The following is a 25,552-nucleotide window of genomic DNA, read 5'->3' as shown; positions in this document are numbered from 1 at the left end:
GCTGGTGGCCAGCTACTGCCACCATTTCTTAACAAGTGGGTGCGCTTATTCACTCTCGTCAGTAAACCGTACTTTGCCGATGTGGGGCAAGTTGCGGTTGCGCTGCGCGTAGTCAATTCCATATCCAACAACAAATTCGTCCGGGATTTCGAACCCGATCCAATCGGATCTAAAATCCACTTCGCGTCGGCTTGGTTTATCAAGCAGAGCAATGGATTTCAGACGTTTTGGTTTGCGGCTTTGCAATAGCTTGGTAACGTGGTTCAGGGTGTGCCCTGTGTCAACGATGTCTTCGACAACCAGCACATCGCGCCCTTCAATTGCGCCACGCAAATCTTTGAGAATACGGACTTCTCTACTGCTTTCCATAGAGTCACCATAAGAGGAGGCCTCGAGAAAATCCACTTCTATCGGAAGATCCAGTTCACGAACTAGATCGGCGATAAAGACAAAGGAGCCACGCAACAGGCCAACAACAATGAGCTTGTCTGTATTTCCAAATTCGTCAGTAATTTCACTGCAGAGATCTTCGATCCGGGCCGCAATGGCCTTGGCGCTGATCATCACATCAATGACATATGGTTTCTGCGACATTGTTGCCCCCTTGATATTTCCGTCTTCATAGGACAATACGCGGCTCGAATACAGCAGGAATATCTTTACGTATATGCCCACACATTCAGAAACCCGCCACCTGCCTTTTACAGCGCAACAGATGTATGATCTGGTTGCGGATGTATCAGAGTACCCGAAATTCCTGCCATGGTGTTCTGCTGCCCGTATCCGGGGAAAATCGGAACTGTCTGATGTCACCATAATTGAAGCGGATTTGGTGATTTCATTCAAAGTGTTCCGTGAACGGTTTGGCAGTCGGGTTACACTATCTGCGGCTAATAAAACCATTGATACAGAGTATTTGGATGGTCCATTTCGTTTCATGAAGTCGAACTGGTCATTTGCCGAGGCGGAAGATGGTGGGTGCGAGATTTCTTTTTTTGTGGACTTCGAGTTCAAGAATGCGATTTTGCAGAGCATTATTGGTGTTGTCTTTAACGAGGCGATGCAGCGTATCGTAAGGGCATTTGAGCGCAGAGCAGCGGAGCTATATAGCTAAATTGCTCTCGGAAACGGGGTGAGAAATGGCTGACAACTTCACTGAAGAGCTAACTAATTTTCTGTCCGGCGATATTGCGCCCTCGCCATTGGCACAGGCTGTTGGGCGATTGTCTGCGTTAGATTGGTTGGCCTGTGGCGTAGCAGGCACCAGCGAGCCTGTTTCAAAAATTCTGCACTCAACCGCAATTTCCGAAGGTGGCAGCGCGCTAGCAGGCCTGTTTGGCGGCGGAGCAGCTCCAGCACGGATGGCAGCGCTGGTGAATGGGACCACTTCACATGCTCTTGATTACGACGACACCCACTTTGCACATATTGGCCACCCGTCTGTTGCGGTGTACTCAGCGGTTTTTTCGATAGGGCAGCTTCTAAACAAGACATTGCCCGAGGTTTTACAGGCGGCCTTGATTGGTATGGAGGTATCCATTCGGGTTGGGCTTTGGCTTGGCCGCAGTCACTATCAGGCTGGGTTTCACCAAACGGCAACGGCAGGAGCTTTTGGGGCGGGGGGCGCTGTTGCCTGGCTGATGGGGTTCAGCCCCAGCCAGATTACGCAAACGCTTGGACTGATCACCAGTCGTGCTTCTGGATTGAAGGCCCAGTTTGGAACCATGGGAAAACCCTATCATGCTGGATTGGCCGCAGCCACTGGTGTCGAAATGGCACAGCTAATTCAGGCTGGGTTTGAAGCTGACCCAAATGCTATGGACGGTGAATTTGGTTACGGTGCAACGCATCACGGTAGCGGGAACATCGACGCCGCCTTAGAAGGGCTGGGGCAGGTCTGGTTGTTTGAGACAGTGAGCCACAAGTTTCATGCCTGTTGCCATGGATTGCACGCCGCGTTGGAAGCTGGGCGGGAGCTTAAGTCAGATGGGCAGCACATTGCTGAACTGCATGTTCAGACCCATCCGCGTTGGATGTCTGTGTGCAATCAGCGTGCGCCCAACAGCGGGCTAGGTGCCAAGTTTTCCTATCGAACAGTGCTTGCAATGCAGGCGCTGGGATTGGACACGTCGCGGCTTGAAAGCTTCTCGGATGAGACTTGCGCAAGGTTGGATTTGCAAGAATTGAGAAAGAAAGTTTTTGTTTACGAGAATGCTTCGTTGAGCGAAACCGAAGCGGTTGTTACCTTGATGCGCGGTGACGGGACGCACCGAGAGGCAAGATATGATATTCAATCTAAACTTGAGTTATCAGCGCGAGAGCAGAGGGTCATTGCTAAGTCTCAATCGCTCATTGGAAAAGACAAAACCGAGCGTGCCTGGGCAATGTTGTACCAGGATGTCGCCTGCAAAGAATTCTCCAAATTGTTTAAAAATTAAGTTAATACCGGTACTTAAAGCCGATGCACTTAGTCTTTCTGATGTGCGATTTTGTAAGTACATCCGACGTAACTTTGACAGTTGATTTTCAAAACTGAAGATGGTTGCTCTAACTTTAAAGTACACATTGGCCAGCGGCCGATTTGTGCACTAATTATTTCATCCTGAGCAAAGCTTGTTGCAGTAAGCCTAGGGCATAGCTACAAGCCTCTGTCCGTACGTTTTGGCGACCAAGTGCGGTAAACTCGATAGTCTCGGTCGTAAGTTCCTGTACGCTACTAGCTAACCCAAAGCACACGCGACCTTCAGGCTTATGTTCAGATCCACCGGGGCCGGCAATACCGGTGATGGAAACCGCCAGAGTTGCCTTAGAGTTGCGCAAGGCGCCTTGGGCCATTTCCGCTGCGACCTCGGGGCTTACCGCGCCAAATCGGTCCAAAGTGTTTGAGGAAACACCCAGCATCTCCATCTTGGCGGCGTTGGAATAGGTTACAAACCCGCGGTCAAAAACCGCGGATGAGCCTGGTATTTCGGTGAGCGATGCAGCGACCAATCCACCGGTGCAGCTTTCGGCTGTGGCGATGAAAATGCCCGCAGCTTCGGCACGTTTTATCAGGTCGGTTAGGTCGATGGTCATAGCCCCAGCACCCCATGCCAAAATGCGGCCAAGGCCATCACGCCAATTGCAGCAAAGATGCCGGCAATGACATCGTCCAGCATCACCCCAAGCGCGTCTCCGCGGCGGTCGGCCCAGCCAACTGGGCCAGGTTTGATGATGTCAAAAAAGCGAAACAGGGCAAAGGCTGCAATCCAGCCCGGCCACATTGTCAGAAAATCAATGTCCATGGACCAGGCCGCGTAGCTAATCGGCATGAGAGCAATGAACTGACCGGCGACCTCGTCAATGACGATTTCCGATGGGTCGTGTTCGTCGGCGCCCAATGTCATGATCTTGGTTGCCCAAATGCCCCCAACTATAACAAGGACAGTTGCCACAGCTAAAAGAGGGAACCCGCCCGCTATGTGTAGCATCCAGGCAAGCGGTAAAGCAGCAAGTGAGCCCCAGGTTCCAGGGGCAGGGCGAAGATAACCGACGCCACCGACTGTGGCTATGAGTTGCGGAATGCGGTTCATCGCTTCACCAGGCTGGCTGTTGCCAAAGCGGCTATACCTTCGCTGCGCCCGGTAAATCCCAGTCGCTCGGATGTTGTTGCCTTAACGGAAACGCGATCTTCTTCTAAGGCCAGTATACGGGCAATCTCGCCTCGCATTTTAGCTGCATGCGGGCCGATTTTTGGGAATTCGCAAACCAATGTGCAGTCAACATTGCTAATTGCGAAGCCAAGATCTTGGGCCAATTCTGCGGCATGACGCAGGAAGATCTCGCTTGCGGCGCCTTTCCACTGGGGATCAGAGGGGGGGAAATGTTGGCCGATATCTCCGCGCGCCAAAGCGCCGTAGATTGCATCGGTGATGGCGTGCATCCCCACATCTGCATCAGAATGTCCCTGTAAACTCTTGTCGTGTGGTATTTCTATGCCGCACAGGGTGACATGGTCCCCCGGTCCAAACCTGTGTACGTCATATCCAATTCCCAGCCTGATATCCATTTTAGTTCCTAGATTTTTCTCTGCCCGGGCAAAGTCGCCTGGTGTGGTGATTTTGATATTTTCAGGCTCGCCTGCAATTATCTTTACATCTAATCCGGCGGCTCTTGCCACTTCAACATCATCAGCGGCACCACCGGGATGCGACAGATGAGCAGACAAGATAGCGTTGAAGTGAAATCCCTGCGGCGTTTGTGCTGCAAATAGACCTGTTCTGTCTTGTGTCCCGGTGACCTGGTCTTTGGCGCCAGTCCACAGGGCGTCGGTTACAGCAAGGGCTGGGGCTGCGGCTGGACACTCGTCAAGCGCGGTTACGACCTGGTTGATCAGACCCAAACTTATGCAGGGGCGCGCGACGTCGTGAATAAGAACTTTATCTACCTTTAGGTTTTCTAACGCTGCGAGACCATTCCGAACAGACCCAGACCGATCATTGCCGCCCGATGTCAGGATCAGATCTTCTTGCGATCCAAACGTTTGCCAGCCCAATTCGTCATCCGGCGACAAAACCAGCACGATGTAATCGACTTTGGCTTGCCTAAAGACGTCTATTGTCCATTCGGCGACCATTTTGCCTTTTAGGGTCCGCCATTGTTTTGGCGTCTCGCCACCAGCGCGAACGCCGCGTCCAGCAGCAACAATAAGGGCAGCAGTTGTCATCGGTCGCTCTCCAAGGGTTGTACTGCTGTTTATGGTTTGGTGCGAGGTGAGGCAATCAAACAGGTCGAGTTGCCTAAAATTTAGGCATGTGTTGATTTTTTGCGCTGAATATCCTGCGGTGAGATTGTGAATGAGGTCAGAGATCGTTTAATACGGGGGAAAACGCACAAGGATTAGGCAAGTGTCCTTTACTCTCGGATCAACATCGATGAGCCCGCCGATCGCGCTGGCTCCAATGGCGGGAATCACGGATCGCCCGTTTCGTGATCTGGTGCGCTCTTTTGGTGTGGGCCTTATGGTCAGTGAAATGGTTGCAAGCCAAGAGATGGTTCAGGCAAAACCCGGTGTTCGAGAGCGGGCAGAGCTGAGTGCAGATGTGGAAAATACCGCGGTGCAATTGGCGGGACGCGAGGCGCATTGGATGGCAGAGGCTGCGCGTCAGGTTGTGGATCGGGGCGCGCGTATCGTTGACATTAATATGGGCTGTCCTGCCAAGAAGGTTGTAAACGGCTATTCCGGATCTGCGCTGTTAAAAACGCCGGACCATGCCTTGCGCTTGATCGAGGCCGTTGTTGCAGCTGTAGATGTGCCCGTTACCTTGAAGACCCGGCTTGGCTGGGATGACTCCAATTTGAACGCAGCCGATGTAGCGTACCGTGCAGAAAATGCAGGTATTCAGATGGTGACCATTCATGGCCGCACGCGTTGTCAGTTTTACAAAGGCTCAGCCAATTGGCTGGCGATACATGCGGTAAAGCAAGCTGTTTCGATTCCGGTACTTGCAAATGGTGACATCGTTGATTTGCAGACCGCGCGTACTGCGTTGCATGAGTCCGGTGCCGAAGGCGTTATGGTTGGACGCGGCGCCCAAGGAAAGCCTTGGTTATTGGCGCAAGTGGCGCATGCTATATGGGATGCTAAAGCGCCTGTCATTCCCAGTAGTTCTGATTTTATTGACATGGTTTCAGGGCATTACAGTGCAATGCTAAGCTTTTATGGGCATGACCTGGGGCTTCGCGTGGCGCGCAAACACTTGGGCTGGTATATGGATACCGCCAACACAGACGGCCCAACGCGACGGGCTGTTCTAACGGAAAAGAACCCGGATCGTGTACTCAAATTGCTGCCTGAGGCCCTGGCCAATGGACCGGTAGAGGTGCAGCCATGATTGACAACGCATCCCTGTGGGCGTCACTGCCGATCCCAGCCTTTTTGATCGATGCTGCCGATTGCATTGTCGATGTAAATTCGGCCGGCGAGGGGTTTTTGAACGCTTCGCGCAAATCTGTATTAGGGCACCCAGTTTGGGACCAAATTGCAATCGACGCGCCAATCGAAGACGCTTTTGCACGGGCCAGGAACAGTGGCACGCCCCTGTTTGTCAACGACATTGACGTTGGCACTGGGGCACGTGCTCCTCTGCAGTGTGGGGTGAAAGTGTCGCCTGTTGTGGGGTATCCGGGGCAAATGTTGTTGTTGTTGTCGCCACGCGAGCTTGCCGGGCGAATGACCCGAACCCAATCGGCTAAATCGGCGGCTCAGTCAGCTATTGGCATGGCAGAAATGCTTGCGCATGAAATCAAAAATCCGCTTGCAGGTATCACGGGCGCTGCGCAACTTCTGAGCATGAATCTGCCCTCGGAAGACTTGGAGTTGACAGATCTGATCGTCGAAGAGTGCCGCCGTATTGTTAAACTGCTAGGGCAGGTCGAGCAGTTTGGCAATTTGTCAGAGCCCGACTTTCAACCAGTCAATTTACATGATGTGCTTGATCGCGCCCGCCGGTCTGCGCTGTTGGGTTTTGGGGCCCATATGACGATTGTCGAAGATTATGATCCATCACTCCCTCTGGCTTGGGGCGATGCAGACCAGTTGCTTCAGGTGGTTTTGAACCTTCTTAAGAATGCCTCGGAAGCCGCTGGAAACAATCACGGAACGATAAAAATCCGTTCGTTCTATGAGCACTCGTTTCGGCTGCGGCGAAGTGATGGAAGTGGCAAGACGCTGCCGCTGCAAATTGAAATTATAGACGATGGTCCGGGAATACCGCCAGGGATCTGCGAAGATATTTTTGACCCCTTTGTATCCGGGCGTGAAAACGGAACCGGGCTGGGCCTCGCGCTGGTCAGCAAAATCATTTCAGACCTAAACGGCTGGATTTCGGTGAGCTCAACACCCGGGCGGACCGTGTTCCGTCTGTCGCTGTCACGTGTTCCGCGCGACACCAAGACTGAGGAGTAAGAACACAATGGACGGTACAGTACTTGTCGCCGACGATGATCGCACAATCCGAACTGTTTTGACACAGGCGCTAACCCGTGCTGGATGTAAGGTGCATGCAACCTCGTCGTTGACCACGCTGATGCGCTGGGTGGCCGAAGGTAAAGGCGACGTTGTTATTTCTGACGTGGTCATGCCAGATGGTAATGGTTTGGAAATGTTGCCAAAAATTGCAAAGGACCGTCCGGGTTTGCCGGTCATTGTGATCTCGGCCCAAAACACCATCATGACTGCTATCAAGGCGGCAGAGGCCGAAGCCTATGATTATCTGCCTAAACCGTTTGATCTTCCAGATCTCATGAAGCGCACTGCCAAGGCATTGGCACAGAAGACAATTGGCGGAGCTAATTCCAAGACAAAGGCAGAAGACAGGCCAGATGACCTCCCGCTGGTTGGTCGAACCCCAGTTATGCAAACCCTGTATCAACTGATCGCACGGGTGATGAATACCGATTTGCCGCTGTTGATTACTGGCGAAAGCGGAACCGGCAAGTCGTTGATTTGCCGATCTATACACGATTTTTCTGACCGTCGAACTTTGCCGTTTGTATGCGCCACTTCGGCCGATTTGATCGCGCTAGAGGGTCCGGCTCGATTACTGGCAAAGGTCAAAGGCGGAACTTTGTTGATCGACGAACTTGTTGACCTTCCTGATGACGCGCAGGCGCGGCTTGTCCACATGATTGATGCGCCAGGGGAGTATCGGCCACGGTTTATGGCCACCAGTCAACAGGATTTAGACGCCGCAATGAAAGACGGCACCTTGCGCCAAGATCTTTACTATCGAATTTGTGGCACGGGTCTTCATGTCCCGGCGCTTCGCGAACGGGTCGAAGATATCGCGTTATTGGCTGAGCATTTTCTGGTTCGCACCGAAAATGAAGGCGCCGCGCACCGGTTCTTGAGCAGTGAATGCCTTGAAATGTTGCGGCACTACGCATGGCCGGGGAATGTGCGCCATCTTGAAAACGTTATTCGACGTCTAAGTTTAACTGCTCGAAATGAAGAAATAACAAAAAACGAGTTGGCGGCGGTTTTGGGGCCTCAGCCTGAGGTCGAACCTGCTTTAGGAGGGGGAGCCGATGAAAAGCTGTCCGAGACCATTGGTCGTCACTTGCAACGCTATTTTGATCTGCATGGCGATATTTTACCTCCACCGGGCCTGTATTCGCGCTTGCTGCGCGAAGTTGAGATTCCACTGATTGAGATGTCTCTGGTGGCCACGGGTGGGAACCAGGCAAAATGTGCTGACCTGCTGGGAATTAACCGCAATACACTCCGTAAGAAGATTACTGATTTGGATATACAAGTGACACGCCGCCGCAAACTGATGTAATATGGCCACATAGTCATGGTGTACCGGCGGTTTTGCTGGTAGAGTACACCAACATACAGTGGTTGACCTATTTGGTCATACATCAGAAAGAGGGCCGCCAGTGGCGCATAGGACGCAAATACGCTCGCCATATGGCCCATTTGCAACCTTGGATCGTTGGCGTAGAACCCGTCGCGCTCGGAATTTTAGCACACTAGGGCTGGTTGTCTTAGGCCCATTGCTGGCTGTTATCACATTTTTGATCTTGGGGCCTATTGGAGGCAGTGGAGCATCTCTAGGGCTGCGGCTTATTCTATTGGCCGATTTGGTCTATGTATTAGCGATTGCCGCATTGGTTTTGTCGCAGATTGGCCGCCTTATTGCAGCTAGGCGTGCAAAGTCGGCCGGGTCTCGTTTGCACTTGCGACTGATTGGTGCCTTTACCTTTTTGGCGCTGGTGCCAACTGTAACCGTTGCGGTTTTTGCGGGTTTGACTGTTAACGTCGGGCTAGAAGGCTGGTTTTCAGAACGTGTTCGACAGGTCGTTGGCAGTTCTTTGGCGGCAGCCGAAGCTTACGAGGCGCAGCAACGGGAGGACTTGTCCGATGATGCTGAGTCCTTAGCGCTGTTTTTGGACAGCCAGCGCGCTCAAAAATTTTTTATGGATGACGGTGACTTGCGACCGTTGCTGACCTTGGCTCAGTTGCGAACTCAACGCGGTTTACGAGAAGCCTTTATTATTGATGGCACCGGCGAGATCCGGGTGCGCGGTGAAAGATCGTATGAGTTTGATTTTGAAAAGCCCACGAGTAGAGATCTGACCGATGCCACGAACCAAGGCATTACGATTATTCAAGACTGGGACAACAATGAGTTCAGGGCTCTGGTTCGCTTGGATACCTTTGTTGACCGCTACTTATATGTAAGCCGTAATGTTGATGGCGAGCTGCTAAATTTGCTGGATGATACCAAAGAAACCGCGCTTCTTTATCAGCAGTTGGAGAGTGAGCGGGGGCGGTATCTTTTTGAATTTGGTCTCGTTTACTTGGGGTTTTCGGTGATTTTGATTCTGGCGGCCATGTGGCTGGGAATGTGGTTTGCTGAACGGTTGTCCCGGCCGGTGGGACGATTGACCGTTGCGGCCCAACGTGTGGGCGGAGGTGACCTAGATGTTCAGGTTCCAGAAGAACATGGAGATGACGAGATCGCCGACTTGGGTCGTTATTTCAACCACATGACCCGTGATCTTAAAGCTCAGCGGGAAACATTACTGGAAAACACGCGGCACATTGAGCGTCGTCGCCGACAATTTGATTCCGTGTTGTCATCGGTAACATCAGGCGTTGTTGGTTTGGATGATCAGGGGCGTGTGACTTTCGTGAATAGATCTGCCGAACGTCTGCTGGATTGGCACGAGGATCAGCAGTCGCTTGCACTTACAGTTGCGGTACCTGAATTTGGCCCTTTGTTTTCAGAATTGACCGACACTGGCAGAGATGTTGTTCAGAGCGAGGTAAAGGTGACGCGGCAAGGGCGTTTGGAAAACCTGTTGGTGCGGATGTCGCCAAGATTGTCTGAACATGGAATGTTGGAAGGATATGTTGTTGCCTTTGAAGATGTGACTGACCTCGTTAGTGCACAGCGTATGGCGGCATGGGGGGATGTCGCACGGCGCATTGCCCATGAAATCAAAAATCCGTTGACCCCAATTCAGTTGAGCGCCGAGCGTATTAAGCGAAAGTTCGCACCGAAACTTGGTGAGGTAAACAGTGATCTTCTGCAGTCCATGACGGATGTTATTATTCGCCAAACCAATGACTTGCGCCGAATTGTGGATGAGTTTTCAAAGTTTGCGAGAATGCCGGAACCAGAGCGACGCGAAGAGAACTTGGTTGAATTGGTTCAGGACGCTGTCTTGTTGCAGCAATCAGGTCAGCCAGATATTGAAATAACTCTTGAATCTGCGTCTAAAACTTTGCCAGCCGATCTGGATGGCACGATGATAAGCCAAGCGCTCAACAATTTGATAAAGAATGCGGGGGAAGCAATTGAAAGCTTCGAAAAGAAAAACGGTAAGAAGGTGCTTAATCCGCAAATTCGTGTAGCGGTGACAGATTGTGAAAACAGCTACGAGATTACAATTTCTGACAACGGCATTGGACTTCCGGAAGATCGCGCGCGCTTGTTTGAGCCCTATGTAACGACGCGTGACGAAGGAACAGGATTGGGTTTGCCCATTGTGAAGAAAATTATTGAAGAACATGGCGGTAGCCTCATTTTGGAAAATGCTCCGCTTTTTGATGATCAACAACATCAGGGCGCCATGGCGGTGATCCGGTTGCCAGCTTCGGCGCAAACCAACAAGTATACAAAGAAGGCAGGTCTGACATGAGTGACATTTTGGTTGTCGACGACGAACGTGATATTCGAGAACTGGTTTCGGATATTCTTGAAGACGAGGGATATGCGACCCGAAAGGCCGCGAACTCTGACGAGTGCATGGCTGCGCTGAATGATGAAGTGCCTTCCTTAATGATACTGGATATCTGGCTAAAAGACAGCCAGATGGACGGCATTGATATTCTAAAAGCTGTGAAACGTGACAACCCTAATGTGCCGGTTGTTATCATTTCTGGTCACGGAAATGTGGAGATCGCAGTCGCTGCGATCAAGCAGGGGGCGTACGATTTCATTGAAAAGCCCTTTAATATTGACCAGTTGATGGTGGTGATCCGACGCGCGATGGAAACATCAAGACTGCGTCGCGAGAATACGGATCTCAGGCGGTTAGACAGCGGAAGCGCCGAAATGATCGGCAATTCAGCTGTGTACCGTGCTATGGTTGGTCAACTGGACAAAGTTGTTAAATCCAACGGACGGGTAATGCTGAGCGGGGCCGCTGGCAGTGGTAAGGAAATTGCCGCGCGCTATGTCCACGCAAATTCCAACCGCGCATCTGCTCCCTTTATTACGGTAAGTTGTGCCAGCATCGATCCTGAGCGCATGGAAGAGACGCTGTTTGGCAAGGAAAGCGAGGACCGAGGCGTAGAGCCAGGCTTGCTAGAACAGGCCAACGGCGGGGTTGTTTATTTTGATGAAGTGGCAGACATGCCACTTTCCACCCAGGCCAAGATGCTGCGTGTGCTGGTAGACCAACAGTTTCAGCGGGTAGGTGGAAGCGACAAAGTCCGCGTTGATCTTCGCGTGATTTCGTCAACAAACAAAGATCTGGCTTTGGAAATCGCGTCAGATCGTTTCCGTGAAGAGTTGTATCATCGGTTGAATGTCGTTCCGATTGCTGTGCCGTCATTGGCAGAGCGTCGTGAGGACATTCCGTTACTTGCTGAACACTTCATTCGCTATTTTAATGAAAGCCAGGGGCTGCCGCTGAGAACGTTGAGTTCTGAATCCGTGGCGTTGATGCAAACGATGATTTGGCCAGGCAACGTACGCCAGCTAAAGAACCTTGTGGAACGCGTTCTAATTTTAGGTGAAAGCAGTGGTGAGATTGAAACCAAAGAACTGCCTCGCGAAGAAGAAGCGTCTGGTGAAGAGGGGCGTGTGGTGTTGTCCGGTGCCCTTGCCACATTACCGCTGCGGGAAGCGCGTGAGGCGTTTGAACGTGAGTATTTGCTGACTCAAATCAACCGGTTTGGTGGTAATATCAGCCGTACAGCTACGTTTGTTGGCATGGAACGCTCAGCTTTGCACCGCAAGCTGAAGTCTCTGGGTGTGGTTACGTCCAATAAGTCTGGTGCCCGGGTGGCTCATATTGATAGCGAGGAAACGCTTGCTTAAATATTTGGGATTGGGTGAAGGTTAGAACAGATCTTGGCGAATTGGGTTAAGCGCCCAGTGGATTAGAGCCGCATATTTTAGCCTGTCTAATGCAGAGCCTGAGTTTTGGTGTTCAACACCTGCTTTGGCCGCCGCGTTGGCCAGAGCGCGGCTAGACGCCGGGCCAAATTGGCCATCGATGGCTACCTGCTCTCCCAACTCGAGCAATATGGCTTGAGTTCCGGAATCTATCGAACTGTCTGATGTCTCTTGTAGTAGGCGCAAGGCTGCTTGGGACGCGTCTTCATTGTTGAGCGCAAGTGTTTTACCAACGCGCGCAATCACGGCATGGTCGGGGATGCGTGCCGAAAGACGGGTGCGCGCAATCCAAGCTCCATTGGCCCCGGCCCAGGCATCTCCGCGTGCAAGACCCATATCATTCCAGGCAAGGGCATCAACGGCGTCACTGTCAGGAAGATCGCCTTGCATAATCATGCGTGCAATTGCTGCTGGTGCCGTGGGATGGCCCAGTTCTGCAGCCTGCGCCAATAATCGTTTGGCAACGTTTGGGTCTTTTGAAAGCCCCGCTACGCCATCCCGGTGAACAAAACCCAGATTGGCAATGCCATAGATGTCACCGCGTTCAGCAGAGGCTTGCAAATAGGATAGGCCGCGTTTGGGCTGGGAGAGTTCTTTTGAACCCCATAAATAGAAAACGCCGAGCTCATTCAATGAATAGGTATGGCCCAGTTCAACGGCTCTGCTCAGAAGTTCAAAACCACGCGTTCTGTCATCAGAACTTTCTGTGCTGTGAAGAAGTCGCTTACCACGTGCGTGCATTGAAAACGGATCACCGGCCCTAATTCCTTTATCCCACAAGATGTTGGCTTGTTGCTGGTCAAAAGGAATTTCCGCTGTTTGCCGATCGATATTGGGCGCAATCATGAGATAGGCCAGCGCGTTATAGGCGCGGATATGGCCCAGATCGCTGGCTGTTTGAAACGATGCAAAGGCCTCGGACAGCCGTCCTTGTCCTTGATAGGATCGACCTAACTGATAGTGGAACCGGCCAATTTCGGGGGTTCTCTCGATGGCTTCGCGGCATGCGGTTTCAGCTGCCGCAAGATCGATTTCATTCGGAAACCGATACAGGCCGACCCCCTGCAGGTCGAGCAAATCACCGGCTTGGACATCGCAGGTGGACGCAACCATTTCGAGATCTAGTGTAATCTCCCGCTCAGCTTCTCCTTTGGCTAATCGCAGCACCATTTGATCACGCCGGTTGTTAATGGCAGAGCTCTCAGACGGTGTTTCTGTAAGAACGGGCGTGTAGCTGAGGCTCAGCGGGGTTTCTGGCGTGCTCTCGATTGACGAGACGCCAGACGTTGGGCGCTTGGCTATTGTGACTTCGGTTCCGGGCGCCAAATAGGGTTCAATTTCTGGTGCAAGCTCTAGGGAGCGACCAAGAGGAGCAGAAATTTTAAGTGTGTTTGGGATGTCTGCCAGCGAAACACCGCGTTGAGAAGTGTTGCTCAACGGGGGAATGTCGACCGATTGCCTGCTGGCGCGTACATAGAGTTTCTCAGTCAATGTGGAGCTTTCCCATGTGATCTGAGAACTGTTGGTGATTTCATAAACCTCCCCGCGCACTGCAGAAAGTACAGTGATTACATCGTCCTGTGGACTATTTGGAAACTGCCGAATAACCGAGGCCGTATAGGGGCTGTTGTCTCCTGGTTCACCATCCAAGGCGGTCGCACCAGGAGATGTTGAAAAGGCCACCAGTGTGTTTAACGGCGGGCGAAAAACATCAAAGCCTTCGCGGGCTTCGAACAGGTCGGCCCCAATGTCTGCAGTGAGTTTGATGTCGGGGACAGGGTTGTCCCGGCATGAGTCCAGCATCAGGATTTGACTGTTCGCCCTGCCGCCCAAAATCGCAGAGACCCGGTCTAACGTGACGGATTGAAACGGTAAATCGTGAATTTCAGTCAATGAGGCGTCGCTTGTCAGTAGATAATTTCGACGCCCTAATTGAATGCCGTGGCCTGCGTAGTAAAAGAAAACTTGCCCACCATGCCGTATGTTTAGGGCAGCTTGGCGTAACAGCAGTTCAAAACCGCGTTTGTCCAGGTCATATCCCTCGTAAACGGTGTAGCCAAAGTCCTTGAGCATTGCCGACACGGCCTGCGCATCTTTTAGTGTATTTGTTAAATCAGACACATGCGCATAGTTCTGAATGCCAACAACCACGGCAATTTCTGAAGACCCTATCGAGAAGGCTGGTTCAAAGGAGCGGGTTTCAGACGCTGTTGGCAAGGTTTCAGCGGTGGCAGCTATGCTAAAGCCAAATACCGCAGCTGTTATCAGTTCTGCTCTGAGCAATGAACGGGTTGGAGCGATGTCTAATTTCTTATCCCCAGCTTCCACCGCCGCCTCCGCCACCAGTGCCGCCACCGCCTCCGCCACCGCCTCCGCCGCCACCTCCGTCATCACCAGTGTCGCCGTCACCGGAACCGTTACCCTCTTCAGAACCGCCTCCTGTAGCAGCGCCAACACCAGAACCACTGCCAGTACCCGAGCTTGCACCTGTGTCTTCTGAACTTACGCCTAGATCTTCGCTGTCGCTTGTAAAAGACGCAGGTTCAGACCCGATTGTCAGGATAGGGGGGCATCCGCCAAGCAAAGCTGTTGTTGAGAGTAAGAAAAAAACAGTTGAAACACGCATGAGATATTCCCTCGCGATGTGTATTCGTTACCAAAACGCCAAACTAACGGGGCGGCTGACCCACACATCGACGGCAAGTCTTCCCAGAGACTTAGCCAGGGGAGACTTATAGAGCCACGGCTGCGCGCGGGTCAGTTAGTTTAGAAGTAGGGTGCAAATTGAATATGTCGCGAGAAGAACCGCACAATTCCCTTAAAAAAGGGAAGGCTTTCTACTTCGGTTCTACGATCAGAAAACTTCCATCTTTGTTGCGGACAGCACAGCTGGTTTCGCTCAAGTTCGGGAACCGCGTGGTTTGCCCAGGTCCTGCAGCTCTTTCGACCGCAGGTGTGCATATTTTCAGTTCAGTATACTGATATCCTTTGTTGGCCATGCAGTTTTGCGTAAGCCGTTGGCGTAGACCTAGATTAACATCAACCGTATAAATGTTGCCTTCGACCCAATAACCAGGCGTGAAATAGCAATCCGGTCCATTACAAATTTGACGCCCGGGGTAATACATCGGGGGGCTTTGACGGATTTCATTGGCTACAGGGGCGTCTTTTAGTGCCTTTGTTTCGCAGGTTAGGCTATCGGTCTGCATCCGTGACACCTCGGCGCCCGGTTTGTAGTATATCCGCAAGGGGGCACAGCCGACGACTGCCAGCGCAATGGTGAAAGCTAATGGTGCTTTGATGGATCTAATCATAGAATTACACAGCTCTCTCAAATTCAAAGTTACAATTGAATTGACCCAGTTCTAGGCTTCTGTCATTCAAAATAGCGGCAAAACGCGCCTAGGGGCATAATATTATGAAAGTCATCATCTGCGGCGCTGGTCAAGTTGGTTGGCAGATTGCCCGGCACTTATCCGGCGAACACAACGACGTAACTGTTGTTGACAATAATCCTGACCTAGTTCGCAGGGCAACCGATACTCTGGACGTGCAGGGGATTGCCGGGTTTGCATCCTACCCCGATGTGCTGGAGCGGGCAGGGGCCGCTGATGCGGATATGATCATCGCCGCGACCCACTCGGACGAGGTCAACATGGTGACCTGTCAGGTGGCACATTCTGTTTTTTCCATCCAGCGAAAGATCGCCCGATTGCGTTCGCAAAGCTATCTGGATGCGATTTATTCCGATCTGTACCGCCGGGATCATTTGCCAATTGATGTGGTGATCAGCCCTGAGCGCGAAGTAGCTGCTGCAGCAATGCAAAGGTTATCGGCGCCATCTGCCTTTGATACTGAAACATTCATGGACGGGAATGCCCAGATGTTGGGTATTACGATTGATGAGGATTGCCCGGTTGTGCACACACCTTTGCGGCAGCTTACCGATCTATTTTCGACACTACGCTCCATTGTGGTCGGTGTACGGCGCGAAGGCACATTATTTGCACCGGAACCTGGGGATCAGTTGTTTGTTGGCGACAACTGTTATGTGTTCACCCACATAGATGACGTTAGCCGCACCATGGAAGTTTTTGGAAAGACCGAGAAAAAACAAGATCGCGTCGTTATCGTTGGCGGTGGTAATGTTGGGCTAGAAGTCACCAAGGCCCTGGAAAAACGTACCGGTCGCACTCGCGCCAAAATGATCGAACGAGATCGTAAAAAGGCCGAACACGCCGCCGAGGCGCTGGAACGCACAATTGTTCTCAACGGGGATGGTCTGGATCGAGCCATCCTGTCCGAGGCGGGGATTGACCGGGCAGATGCCATGCTGGCGGTGACCGATGATGACAAGACAAACATGCTGGCCGCAGTCCGTGCCAAGGCCGAAGGCTGTGCATTGGCGATTGCTCTTATTAATGACCCAACTCTGGTGCCTTTGATGGCGCCGCTTGGAATTGATGCCTATATCAATCCGCGCTCAACAACGGTTAGTTCTATTTTGCGCCACATTCGCCACGGACGGGTGCGCCAAGTGTATTCGATTGGGGACGCCGAGGCTGAAGTGATTGAGGCGGAGGTGATGTCGACCTCTCCGATGGCAGGCAAAACAATCAAAGACATCGACTTTCCCGAAGGGGTGCTGGTTGGCGCTATCTATAAAGAGGGCGAAGTACTGCGCCCCAGTGGAAAGCTTAGAATTGAAGAGGGCGACATTGTCGCTTTGTTTGCGATGGCGGATGACGTGCCCGAGGTTGAGCGCCTGATGCAGGTCTCGATCGACTTCTTCTAGAATGGCGCAAACGTCAACCTCTCCTCGCATCCTTCGATTGCCTCTTTTCTTGCTGATTTGGGCAATTGCATCGCTATCCATGTGGCTGCCGGCCGCGCATGCACTGGTATTGGATGATCATCCCACATCGCAGAGTTTCTTCTACTCCAGCATTGTCGGGTTGATGCTGGTCACTTTCATAGGGCTATCGGTGAGCAATAGGGTGCCACGCTATGGAATGTTGGGGCAGCTCCTGTCGTTGCTGGCAACCTTTGCGGTTCTTCCGTTGTTTCTTGCGGTTCCAACCTATGATGCCTTGCAAAATACCAGCTACCTGAACGCCTACTTTGATATGGTGAGTGCGATTACGACCACCGGTGCCGATATTTTTGCCGACCCCACAAGACTCCCTCCAAGCCTCCATTTATGGAGGGCGCAGGTGGCCTGGATGGGAGGCCTGTTGATGTGGGTCGCAGCCTCGGCAGTGCTGGCCCCATTGTCGTTGGGCGGGTTTGAAGTCACCGCACGCGGAGAGCCGGGCCGGGGTGCTAAAACCCCAATTCACATGCAGCGCGGTGATCCACGGCGTCAGTTGGTTCTGGTCACCAAGACTTTGGTGCCAATTTATGTTGGCCTGACACTGGCTTTGTGGGTCTTACTGATGATGTCGGGTGAAAGAAGCCTGATTGGGCTAAGCCATGCAATGTCAGTGATGGCAACGTCGGGAATATCAGCCGTTGGCGGCGTAGAAAACGCCAATAGCGGGCTTGCCGGCGAAATGGTCATGTTCCTGTTCATGTTTTTTGCCTTGTCACGGCTGACCTTTTCAACTGATACGGCCACCTCAGGTCACGTGCGGCTGGACAGAGATCCAGAGTTTAGGATTGGCCTGATATTGGTTCTTGGCATTCCGTTGCTGTTGTTTTTGCGACATTGGGTTGCTGCATTTGAGGTGAGCGCCTCAGAAAACCTGACACAGGCACTCCGCTCGTTATGGGGGAGCATTTTTACGGTAATGTCCTTTCTCTCCACAACAGGTTTTGAAAGCGCTGACTGGGTTTCAGCGCAACGGTGGTCAGGACTGGAAACCCCTGGTTTGATCCTGCTTGGATTGGCACTTGTCGGTGGCGGAGTTGCAACAACCGCAGGAGGCGTCAAGTTGCTTCGTGTTTATGCGCTTTACCTCAACGGTTTACGCGAGATGGAGCGGCTGGTGCATCCGTCGTCAGTCAGCGGTGAAGGGGCAGGGAACAAGCGGTTACAAAAGAACGGAGCCTTTGTTGCCTGGGTCTTCTTTATGTTATTTGCGCTGACTTTGGCGGTCATCAGCATAAGCTTGGCGGCACTGGGAGCCGATTTTGAGCAGGCGCTGGTTCTGGCCATTGCCGCCTTGTCGACAACGGGGCCATTGATCAATGTCGCCGGAGATGCATCGATCTCGTTGGCATTGTTAGCACCTTCTGCCAAGCTGGTACTGTGCCTTGCGATGGTATTGGGGCGTCTCGAAACATTGGCCATCATCGCTTTATTGACGCCAAATCTATGGCGAAATTGACCCAATTAACTATGCAAGACAGCAACACCCACTGATTTATGGTTGGAAACATAGAATTTCTGTGTCCATACTTGGGAATAGCAAGAGTCGCGCTGATCCGCAGTGCGCAACAAGAAAAAAAGTGAGATCAAACTTATGGCTTCGGACAGACAGAACCTTCAGGACGCGTTCCTGAATCATGTGCGTAAAACAAAGGTTCCAGTAACAATTTTCCTGATCAATGGTGTGAAGCTGCAAGGTGTGATTACTTGGTTTGACAACTTCTGTGTTCTACTGCGCCGTGATGGCCAGTCACAGCTGGTTTATAAACATGCGATCTCTACCATCATGCCAGCTCAGCCGATCAGCCTTTATGAAGGTGAAGACGCCTCTTGATGGAGCATGACAAGGTTCAGACCCGCGCATGGGTTCTGCATCCGGATATAAAGTCAAATAGCGGACGTCGTCCGGCCGAACCTGCGTTGCAGGAAGGTGTGTCGCTGGCAGCGGCCCTCCCTGATCTCGATGTGATCGGATCAAATGTTGTGCGCTTGCCCAAGGCACACTCTGGCCAGCTGTTTGGATCCGGTAAAATTGAAGAGCTGGCTGCGGTCTTTAAGGCAAATGACATCGATCTGGTTTTGATCGACGGACCTGTTTCACCGGTACAGCAACGTAATCTTGAAAAATCCTGGGGCGTTAAGCTTCTCGACCGAACAGGGCTGATCCTCGAGATTTTCTCGGATCGGGCCCGCACCCGCGAAGGTGTCCTACAAGTTGAAATGGCTGCGCTGAGTTATCAGCGCACCCGATTGGTTCGGGCATGGACTCACCTAGAGCGTCAGCGGGGCGGTTTGGGTTTTGTTGGCGGACCTGGTGAAACCCAGATCGAGGCTGACCGACGTGCCATTGACGATCAACTTGTGCGTCTGCGTCGACAGCTTGAAAAAGTTGTCAAAACACGCTCGCTGCACCGTGAAGCACGCGCCAAAGTTCCGTATCCGATTGTAGCCTTGGTAGGGTATACCAACGCAGGCAAGTCCACTTTGTTCAACCGGTTGACCGGGGCCGAGGTCATGGTCAAGGATATGTTGTTTGCCACGCTCGATCCAACAATGCGTCGGGTTGAATTGGAAGACGGCCCTGAGATCATTCTATCGGATACGGTTGGGTTCATCTCAGATCTTCCAACCGAACTGGTTGCTTCATTTCGGGCAACTCTCGAAGAGGTGCTGGGCGCTGACTTGGTGGTCCACGTGCGTGACATCAGTCACGAAGACACAGTCAATCAGGCCGCAGATGTCGAGACCATCCTGAGTTCTTTGGGGGTCGACGAAGACCGCCCCCGGATTGAGGTCTGGAACAAGCTTGATCAGCTCTCTGATGAAGAAGCCGAGGCACGCAAGCAAAGAGCCGAGCGCGAAGAGGGTATCCATGCCATCTCAGCTCTGACCGGAGAAGGCTTGCCTGGGCTGTTGCAAGAGATAGCCGAGAAACTGCAGATCTTGCGCCATGAAGAGCTGCTTAGCCTTGAGTTTTCTCAGGGGAAACAGCGTGCCTGGTTGTTTCAGCAGGATATCGTTCAACGTGAAGAGCAAACCGAAACTGGGTTTGAGATTAGCGTTTTGTGGACAGATAGACAGAAATCTCAGTTCAAGGCGCTCTAAGCGCCTTGACTTCTGCAAGATGAACCTTCGTTTTCACCACAAGTAGCAACCTTATTGCAAAGGTTGAATGCGTGTGATGCCAACTGCGGCAGCCCTTGCTAGATCATTATCAAGAGACATTGGAATGTATTCACCACGTCTCCACAGTTGCGCCATGTCGTCGTAATAGCGCGATAGAAAATGTCCGGACTGTCCCGTTGATGCAATAAACACCGAGCTATCTGGGTCCGAAAAATCATAGACGCCACGATAGCCAGCAGAGTGCACGTTCTGGAACGGGTTTGGATCTTGGGCTGAACTGAGGCCGCGTTGCAGTGTATTGTCACCACCACTTGTGGATTGGCGAATATTCACAAACACTCTGAGCAGGGGAACACTTCCCAAAATTTCGTGATCTTGCGTGGCCTGGTGGGCATCGCCCCAGCGCAGGGATTCCAATGCGGAACCATAGCGCTCTTCTATCCAAAGCAACGCATCGTCCAGCGCAAGTTTTGCCATATCGCTGCAGGTCTCTTGTGGTGCACTTTGACGGACATCACACCAAGCAGCAGCACCATCAATGTTGCGATAGACCCGTTCAATAAAGAGCGGCTCAACATGTTTGAATTCAGAGGCCAGCGGCCCCAGTTCATCCGCAATCAGACGGGCCTGAAGAGCACGTAGCCAGGCCGCATAAATAAGCGGCTCGGGCATGTGTTCGTTCATTTCGCCATTCCACTGAGACAGCAAATCTAGGGCGATTTGTCGTTGACGTTCTGGTGTTCCATCTGGTGCTGCACCAGAGGTGAACCAAAGATCTGCTCCGATCAGTGGCAGCAGCGTCCGAGCTGTATAAGAGACAGTGTCCAGCTGCGCCTCGATAAAGCTATCGCGCGTATGAACCTGTCGTGTCTGCATAAGCTTTTGCCAGCGATGCACACGTTGTGTATCGCCCCAGCTATACGACAGGTGATTTGGAAACGGACGTTCCAGAACCTTGTTGTTGGTGTTGCCAAGGATACCACCACGCGGGCTTACAAACTGTGGATTGGATGCATAAGGCGCAGTCCCGATCCAGCGGTTTTCACGTCGCCAGCCTTGGCTGGGAAGACGCCCCAGGCTTTGGCTGTTGGCATCTCGCTGCGGAACTGCGCCGACCGTTTTCATTGCGATATCGGTTAGATCAGTGATCACTAGGTTTTGTGATGGCGCGATGTAACCTTCACCAGCCCGCAAGGCTTCCTGCACGTTTTGGCTACGCATCAATTTGATCGCAGCACTCATCGACGTGTCGGCAGAGCTCAGCGCAGTCCAGTTGAGGCTGGCGATATGGCCCGGTGGGGTAACGGATGAAAGCCCATAGAGCGATCCCGGTAGGACAGGCCCGTTTTCTGTCCAGCGCAGCGTAAGCGTAATTGGCGGCGCACCTTTGATCTCGATAATAGAGGGCCGGGATTTGAAACGCTTGTAACCGTTAGGCGTCAGATACTCTTCTACATTATCGGGATTGAGTTTTTCAATGAACAGGTCCTGATCATCCACATACGACGATGTAATGCCCCATCCCAGCTGATCAGATCTTCCTGCAATTACAGCGGGAATGCCTGGCAATGTTGCGCCTATGACGCCACCAGTCGCCAGCTCCATACGGGCAAGATACCAAAGCGACGGGGCTGTCAGCTTCATATGCGGATCGTTGGCCAAAAGGTTGCCGCCGGCCGCGGAACGGCTTTTTGCAGCGGCCCAAACATTTGACGCCCCGGCAAGTGCGCGCGGAGCAATAGGCGACAATGCATCAGCTGGCATCTGGTCGACTTGGGCGTAACGGGGCAGGCCGGGGAAAAGCAACGCATACTCTGGCAGGGCGGCAACGCCAGTACCCGGTGCATCTGGAAGGATATCTTGTAGTCGGGATGGATCATTCAGCATCAAAGTGGTTCGAGCACGCAGAACTTCCTCTTGGAGCTGCCCGGACTGTTTCAGCGCCATGAGCTTCATCAACGCGATGCTATCTGCTGGTTGCCAGGGGGCCACCGGGGTGTTGAACAGGAACATTTCCGGTGCTCCACGTCCTAGCGCACGTTCATTAATTTCACTTAGTCGGGCATTCACACCCGCTGAATACGCGGTCAGTGCGGCGATGGTGCCTGCATCCTGAGACTTCACAGATTGCTGAGCAAGACGATATAGATCGAGCCGTCTAAGCAATGTGTCGGTTTCAACAGTGCGCGGTCCAAAAACCTCGGAAAGCCGCCCTTGTACTGTGCGCCGCAACACAGTCATTTGCCAAAGACGGTCCTGTGCATGGGCGTAGCCGAGGCCAAAGTAGACATCCTCGTCGCTGGCTCCAAAACTGCCAAAAATATGGGGCACATTGGCGTTATCGCGTACAATCTCAATTGGAGCAGATACGCCTCGAAGTGCGATGTCCTTATCGTATGTCGGCAGAGACTGAGACGCCAAATAGTACGTAAGGCCAAGGCACAGAACCAAAAGAACAATTAATGATGCTGCAATTCGGATAAGCCAGCGGAAAAGGAGTCCCATGTTTGGTTTGTTCCTTGGGTATTGGTCGATCTGGCGTCGAAGGTGATTGAACCTTTCGACGCGGCTGCTAGGGTCGCGCCAACATAGGCTAAGTCGTATCAAGGGGAAAGCAGATGGCGAAAATAGCGTTTTTGGGTTTGGGAGTAATGGGTTACCCGATGGCTGGGCATCTTCAGGCCGCGGGGCATCAGGTGACTGTTTTCAACCGAACCGCTGCCAAGGCCGAAGCCTGGAGCCAGCAACACGGCGGCGCTTGGGCTGCAACGCCAAAGGAAGCTGCGGCAGATGCAGATTTTGTAATGGCCTGCGTTGGCAACGATGATGATCTGCGCGCTGTTTGTACGGGCGAAGACGGGGCTTTTGCTGGTATGAAGCCAGGCGCTGTTTTTGTTGATCACACAACTGTGTCGGCCAAAGTGACACGCGAGCTGTATGCCGTTGCCGGCGAGAGTGACATTTCGTTTGTAGATGCGCCGATTTCTGGCGGCCAGGCTGGGGCCGAAAACGGGGTTCTGTCGGTGATGTGCGGCGGTGATGAGGCTGCGTTTGATCTGTCCATGCCGGTCATGGATGCCTATGCCCGGATTTGTCGCCGCATTGGTGGCAGCGGCGCAGGGCAAATGACTAAGATGTGCAACCAAATTGCGATTGCGGGCTTAGTGCAAGGGCTAAGTGAAGCCCTGCATTTTGCAGAAAAAGCCGAATTAGATGGCCGGGCTGTGGTCGAGGTGATTAGTCAGGGCGCAGCCGGAAGCTGGCAGATGTCAAACCGGTATGAAACCATGATTGATGATGAGTTTGAACACGGGTTTGCTGTCGATTGGATGCGCAAAGATCTGGGCATCTGCCTTGATGCTGCTGATGAAACCGGAGCAAGCCTGCCGGTAACGGCGCTGGTGGATCAGTTCTACAAAGATGTGCAAAAGCAAGGAGGCGGTCGTTGGGATACGTCCAGCCTGCTTAAACGGCTTCGGTTGCTGGGCTGAGCAAACCGAACAATCGTGCGACTAGACGCGTTTGATCTGCCAAAAATGCAAAACGCGCCACAAACGGCGCGTTTTGATTTGTGTAAATGGATGTGCTTAGGGGATGATACGCGTATACTTGGAACCTTCCAAAGAGGCTCCAATTTGCAAACCAGCCTGGCCAAAGATCGCAGCTAGAATAGGCGATGTCAGCGTATTGGTATCTGTCGAGAGCGTATCGCCTTTGTCTTTGACTACATAGCCAACGTCAGCGCCAGCGGTCCAGCCCGAGGCGCGGCGGAAACCGCTCAGCGCATCTTCGGTCATGAAGAACAACACATGTGCGTATTGCTGTACGCCAATTTGCAAACCCGCATTACCTTTGACGGTGTTGTAGTAGTCCACCGTGACACCATCAATGCGCAGCGCACCCCGGCCATAACCGCCGCCAAACATAAACCCGGCTTCGGTCACCAGCGGCATGACCAACATTCCGGTCGACTTTTCTGACAGGGTGATTGTGTTGGGATAAAGGCTGTACATCTGGCTTAGTGTTGCATCAACACGTGCATCGATGGTGGCCGCACCACTGCTGCCAACGCCATTGCCACATGCGGCCGTCAGTCCGGTTGTCGCCAGGGCCCCCAAGCCGAAACCTCGACGGGTCATTTTTGATGTAAGAGTGCGTGTCATGAAATTCACTGCCTGTGTTTGCTCGATTGTGGCCGTTTGTTTCGGCTCTGACTGGGTTTATAAGAGGAAACGCGCTGATTGTCATCAGTATAGGCAATTTCATGCGCGGCATCTCGCTTGACACAAATTGGCCAAACCAAGTGATTGGGCTTAACCGTTCAGAAGTTTTGCAACATCTGGTGCGAAATAGGTGAGGACCCCGTCGCAGCCTGCGCGTTTGAATGCCATCAGGCTTTCCAACATTACCTTTTCACCGTCGATCCATCCGTTTTGCGCCGCGGCCTGGATCATCGAGTATTCACCAGAGACCTGATAGGCAAAGGTTGGAACACCAAAAGTCGATTTGACCCGATGACAGATGTCGAGATAGGCGATGCCAGGTTTGACCATAACCATGTCGGCCCCCTCGGCCAAGTCACGCTGGACCAGCCGCATGGCTTCGTCGCCGTTGGCCGGATCCATTTGATAAGTTTTCTTATCTCCGATTAGTGCACCTGATGCGCCAACTGCGTCGCGAAAGGGGCCGTAGAAGCCCGATGCATATTTGGCCGAATATGACAGGATCATCACATTAGTATGTCCAGCCGCTTCGAGTGCCTGTCGCATTGCGCTAATGCGGCCATCCATCATATCTGACGGGCCAATGATATCGGCTCCGGCTTCAGCTTGTGCCAGTGTCATCTTTACCAGAGCCTCAACAGTGGCATCATTCACAACTTCACCGTCCACCACGAACCCGTCATGGCCGTTGATATTGTAAGGATCCAAGGCGACATCTGTCATGACTGCGATATTAGGGGCGGCTTGCTTGATGGCGCGCACGGCACGGTTGGTCAGATTGTCAGGGTTCCAGGCTTCTGCGCAATCCTCTGTCTTCAAACTGGCATCGGTGTATGGGAATATGCAAATGGCCGGGATACCAAGCGCCTGTGCTTCAATTGCCGCCTCGGCAATCTTGTTGACTGACCGTCGAACCACGCCTGGCATCGACGGGATTGGTTCTTCGATACCCGAGCCATCGCGAACAAATACAGGCCAGATCAAATCGCCGACACTTAGTGTGTTTTCACGCACCAAATCCCGAATGGCCGCGGTGGCTCTGGTACGACGCAACCGGGCAGCGGGAAAAGAGGCAACAGTCGGCGACATTGGTTTTCTCCTGTAGATGACAGCATCTTGGCTTGCACAGTTTTGCAGCCAATCACAAGGGCACTTTT

The 25,552-nt window shown here is 52.5% G+C and carries 20 protein-coding genes; 12 read left to right on the top strand and 8 right to left on the bottom strand.

Going from position 1 to position 25,552, the window contains the following annotated elements:
- Positions 1–45: 45 nt before the first annotated feature.
- On the bottom strand, positions 46–594 hold the full coding sequence (gene hpt / locus AC2T28_RS07610) for a hypoxanthine phosphoribosyltransferase (protein ID WP_486748372.1): 549 nt from the start codon (positions 592–594) through the stop codon (positions 46–48).
- A 73-nt stretch (positions 595–667) separates the two neighbouring features.
- On the opposite strand from hpt, the gene AC2T28_RS07605 reads away from it, so the two are divergent.
- Entirely contained in the window at positions 668–1,114 is a 447-nt protein-coding gene (locus tag AC2T28_RS07605) for a type II toxin-antitoxin system RatA family toxin (RefSeq protein ID WP_486748371.1), read from the top strand.
- 25 nt (positions 1,115–1,139) lie between these two features.
- Positions 1,140–2,438 (top strand): MmgE/PrpD family protein, encoded by a 1,299-nt coding sequence (locus tag AC2T28_RS07600; protein WP_486748370.1) that lies wholly within the window; start codon positions 1,140–1,142, stop codon positions 2,436–2,438.
- 154 nt (positions 2,439–2,592) lie between these two features.
- On the opposite strand, the gene AC2T28_RS07595 is transcribed toward AC2T28_RS07600, so the two are convergent.
- From AC2T28_RS07595 to AC2T28_RS07585, 3 genes are read right to left on the bottom strand one after another with little or no spacing between them, the layout of a single operon-like run.
- On the bottom strand, positions 2,593–3,069 hold the full coding sequence (locus tag AC2T28_RS07595; RefSeq protein ID WP_486748953.1) for a CinA family protein: 477 nt from the start codon (positions 3,067–3,069) through the stop codon (positions 2,593–2,595).
- Positions 3,070–3,071: 2 nt separating this feature from the next.
- Positions 3,072–3,572 (bottom strand): phosphatidylglycerophosphatase A family protein, encoded by a 501-nt coding sequence (locus AC2T28_RS07590; RefSeq protein ID WP_486748369.1) that lies wholly within the window; start codon positions 3,570–3,572, stop codon positions 3,072–3,074.
- Positions 3,569–4,705, bottom strand: coding sequence for a bifunctional 2-C-methyl-D-erythritol 4-phosphate cytidylyltransferase/2-C-methyl-D-erythritol 2,4-cyclodiphosphate synthase (locus tag AC2T28_RS07585; protein ID WP_486748368.1), 1,137 nt, complete (start codon positions 4,703–4,705; stop codon positions 3,569–3,571). Before AC2T28_RS07585 ends, AC2T28_RS07590 begins: the two co-directional genes overlap by 4 nt.
- A gap of 181 nt (positions 4,706–4,886) precedes the next feature.
- Between AC2T28_RS07585 and dusB the strand changes: the two genes are divergently transcribed.
- From dusB to ntrX, 5 genes are all read left to right on the top strand, one after another.
- Positions 4,887–5,873 (top strand): tRNA dihydrouridine synthase DusB, encoded by a 987-nt coding sequence (gene dusB / locus AC2T28_RS07580; protein WP_486748367.1) that lies wholly within the window; start codon positions 4,887–4,889, stop codon positions 5,871–5,873.
- On the top strand, positions 5,870–6,946 hold the full coding sequence (locus tag AC2T28_RS07575) for a two-component system sensor histidine kinase NtrB (protein ID WP_486748366.1): 1,077 nt from the start codon (positions 5,870–5,872) through the stop codon (positions 6,944–6,946). The genes dusB and AC2T28_RS07575 overlap by 4 nt, the downstream gene beginning before the upstream one ends.
- A gap of 7 nt (positions 6,947–6,953) precedes the next feature.
- A complete protein-coding gene (locus AC2T28_RS07570; protein WP_486748365.1) occupies positions 6,954–8,321 on the top strand; it encodes a response regulator in 1,368 nt (455 codons plus the stop codon).
- 100 nt (positions 8,322–8,421) lie between these two features.
- Positions 8,422–10,692, top strand: coding sequence for a sensor histidine kinase NtrY-like (locus AC2T28_RS07565; RefSeq protein WP_486748952.1), 2,271 nt, complete (start codon positions 8,422–8,424; stop codon positions 10,690–10,692).
- Entirely contained in the window at positions 10,689–12,098 is a 1,410-nt protein-coding gene (gene ntrX / locus AC2T28_RS07560; protein WP_486748364.1) for a nitrogen assimilation response regulator NtrX, read from the top strand. The genes AC2T28_RS07565 and ntrX overlap by 4 nt, the downstream gene beginning before the upstream one ends.
- Positions 12,099–12,119: 21 nt before the next feature.
- Here the strand turns inward: ntrX and AC2T28_RS07555 are convergent, their stop codons facing one another.
- Positions 12,120–14,663, bottom strand: coding sequence for a caspase family protein (locus AC2T28_RS07555; protein WP_486748363.1), 2,544 nt, complete (start codon positions 14,661–14,663; stop codon positions 12,120–12,122).
- A 931-nt stretch (positions 14,664–15,594) separates the two neighbouring features.
- Here AC2T28_RS07555 and trkA point away from each other — a divergent pair.
- The 4 genes from trkA to hflX all read left to right on the top strand — a co-directional run bounded on the left by trkA (position 15,595) and on the right by hflX (position 20,151).
- Positions 15,595–16,971, top strand: coding sequence for a Trk system potassium transporter TrkA (gene trkA, locus AC2T28_RS07550; protein WP_486748362.1), 1,377 nt, complete (start codon positions 15,595–15,597; stop codon positions 16,969–16,971).
- A gap of 79 nt (positions 16,972–17,050) precedes the next feature.
- Positions 17,051–18,505, top strand: a complete 1,455-nt coding sequence (locus AC2T28_RS07545) for a TrkH family potassium uptake protein (RefSeq protein ID WP_486748361.1) — start codon at positions 17,051–17,053, stop codon at positions 18,503–18,505.
- A gap of 135 nt (positions 18,506–18,640) precedes the next feature.
- The gene (hfq, locus tag AC2T28_RS07540; protein WP_008204623.1) at positions 18,641–18,880 is read left to right on the top strand and encodes an RNA chaperone Hfq; all 240 of its coding nucleotides are present in this window, start codon (positions 18,641–18,643) and stop codon (positions 18,878–18,880) included.
- Complete coding sequence (gene hflX, locus AC2T28_RS07535; protein ID WP_486748360.1) at positions 18,880–20,151, top strand: GTPase HflX; 1,272 nt, start codon at positions 18,880–18,882, stop codon at positions 20,149–20,151. Before hfq ends, hflX begins: the two co-directional genes overlap by 1 nt.
- A gap of 51 nt (positions 20,152–20,202) precedes the next feature.
- Here the strand turns inward: hflX and AC2T28_RS07530 are convergent, their stop codons facing one another.
- Positions 20,203–22,677 (bottom strand): penicillin acylase family protein, encoded by a 2,475-nt coding sequence (locus AC2T28_RS07530; RefSeq protein WP_486748359.1) that lies wholly within the window; start codon positions 22,675–22,677, stop codon positions 20,203–20,205.
- Positions 22,678–22,790: 113 nt separating this feature from the next.
- Here AC2T28_RS07530 and AC2T28_RS07525 point away from each other — a divergent pair, with 113 nt between their 5' ends.
- Positions 22,791–23,663, top strand: coding sequence for an NAD(P)-dependent oxidoreductase (locus AC2T28_RS07525; protein WP_486748358.1), 873 nt, complete (start codon positions 22,791–22,793; stop codon positions 23,661–23,663).
- 96 nt (positions 23,664–23,759) lie between these two features.
- On the opposite strand, the gene AC2T28_RS07520 is transcribed toward AC2T28_RS07525, so the two are convergent.
- Both AC2T28_RS07520 and hemB read right to left on the bottom strand, forming a co-directional pair.
- Positions 23,760–24,335 (bottom strand): lipid-binding SYLF domain-containing protein, encoded by a 576-nt coding sequence (locus AC2T28_RS07520; RefSeq protein ID WP_486748357.1) that lies wholly within the window; start codon positions 24,333–24,335, stop codon positions 23,760–23,762.
- A gap of 150 nt (positions 24,336–24,485) precedes the next feature.
- Positions 24,486–25,484: a porphobilinogen synthase gene (gene hemB, locus AC2T28_RS07515; RefSeq protein WP_486748356.1), complete on the bottom strand. Its 999-nt coding sequence runs from the start codon at positions 25,482–25,484 to the stop codon at positions 24,486–24,488.
- Between the last annotated feature and the right edge of the window lie 68 nt (positions 25,485–25,552).

The sequence above is a fragment of the Parasedimentitalea nitratireducens genome (assembly GCF_057444295.1).
Note: the sequence above shows the minus strand (reverse complement) of the source record. Positions and strands in the feature narration are given on the sequence as shown.

Coding starts and splice junctions, on each gene's coding strand:
- hpt (WP_486748372.1), bottom strand. CDS start 594: ATGTCGCAGAAACCATATGTCATTGATGTGATGATCAGCGCCAAGGCC.
- AC2T28_RS07605 (WP_486748371.1), top strand. CDS start 668: ATGCCCACACATTCAGAAACCCGCCACCTGCCTTTTACAGCGCAACAG.
- AC2T28_RS07600 (WP_486748370.1), top strand. CDS start 1,140: ATGGCTGACAACTTCACTGAAGAGCTAACTAATTTTCTGTCCGGCGAT.
- AC2T28_RS07590 (WP_486748369.1), bottom strand. CDS start 3,572: ATGAACCGCATTCCGCAACTCATAGCCACAGTCGGTGGCGTCGGTTAT.
- AC2T28_RS07585 (WP_486748368.1), bottom strand. CDS start 4,705: ATGACAACTGCTGCCCTTATTGTTGCTGCTGGACGCGGCGTTCGCGCT.
- AC2T28_RS07575 (WP_486748366.1), top strand. CDS start 5,870: ATGATTGACAACGCATCCCTGTGGGCGTCACTGCCGATCCCAGCCTTT.
- AC2T28_RS07570 (WP_486748365.1), top strand. CDS start 6,954: ATGGACGGTACAGTACTTGTCGCCGACGATGATCGCACAATCCGAACT.
- ntrX (WP_486748364.1), top strand. CDS start 10,689: ATGAGTGACATTTTGGTTGTCGACGACGAACGTGATATTCGAGAACTG.
- trkA (WP_486748362.1), top strand. CDS start 15,595: ATGAAAGTCATCATCTGCGGCGCTGGTCAAGTTGGTTGGCAGATTGCC.
- AC2T28_RS07545 (WP_486748361.1), top strand. CDS start 17,051: ATGTGGCTGCCGGCCGCGCATGCACTGGTATTGGATGATCATCCCACA.
- hfq (WP_008204623.1), top strand. CDS start 18,641: ATGGCTTCGGACAGACAGAACCTTCAGGACGCGTTCCTGAATCATGTG.
- hflX (WP_486748360.1), top strand. CDS start 18,880: ATGGAGCATGACAAGGTTCAGACCCGCGCATGGGTTCTGCATCCGGAT.
- AC2T28_RS07530 (WP_486748359.1), bottom strand. CDS start 22,677: ATGGGACTCCTTTTCCGCTGGCTTATCCGAATTGCAGCATCATTAATT.
- AC2T28_RS07525 (WP_486748358.1), top strand. CDS start 22,791: ATGGCGAAAATAGCGTTTTTGGGTTTGGGAGTAATGGGTTACCCGATG.
- AC2T28_RS07520 (WP_486748357.1), bottom strand. CDS start 24,335: ATGACACGCACTCTTACATCAAAAATGACCCGTCGAGGTTTCGGCTTG.
- hemB (WP_486748356.1), bottom strand. CDS start 25,484: ATGTCGCCGACTGTTGCCTCTTTTCCCGCTGCCCGGTTGCGTCGTACC.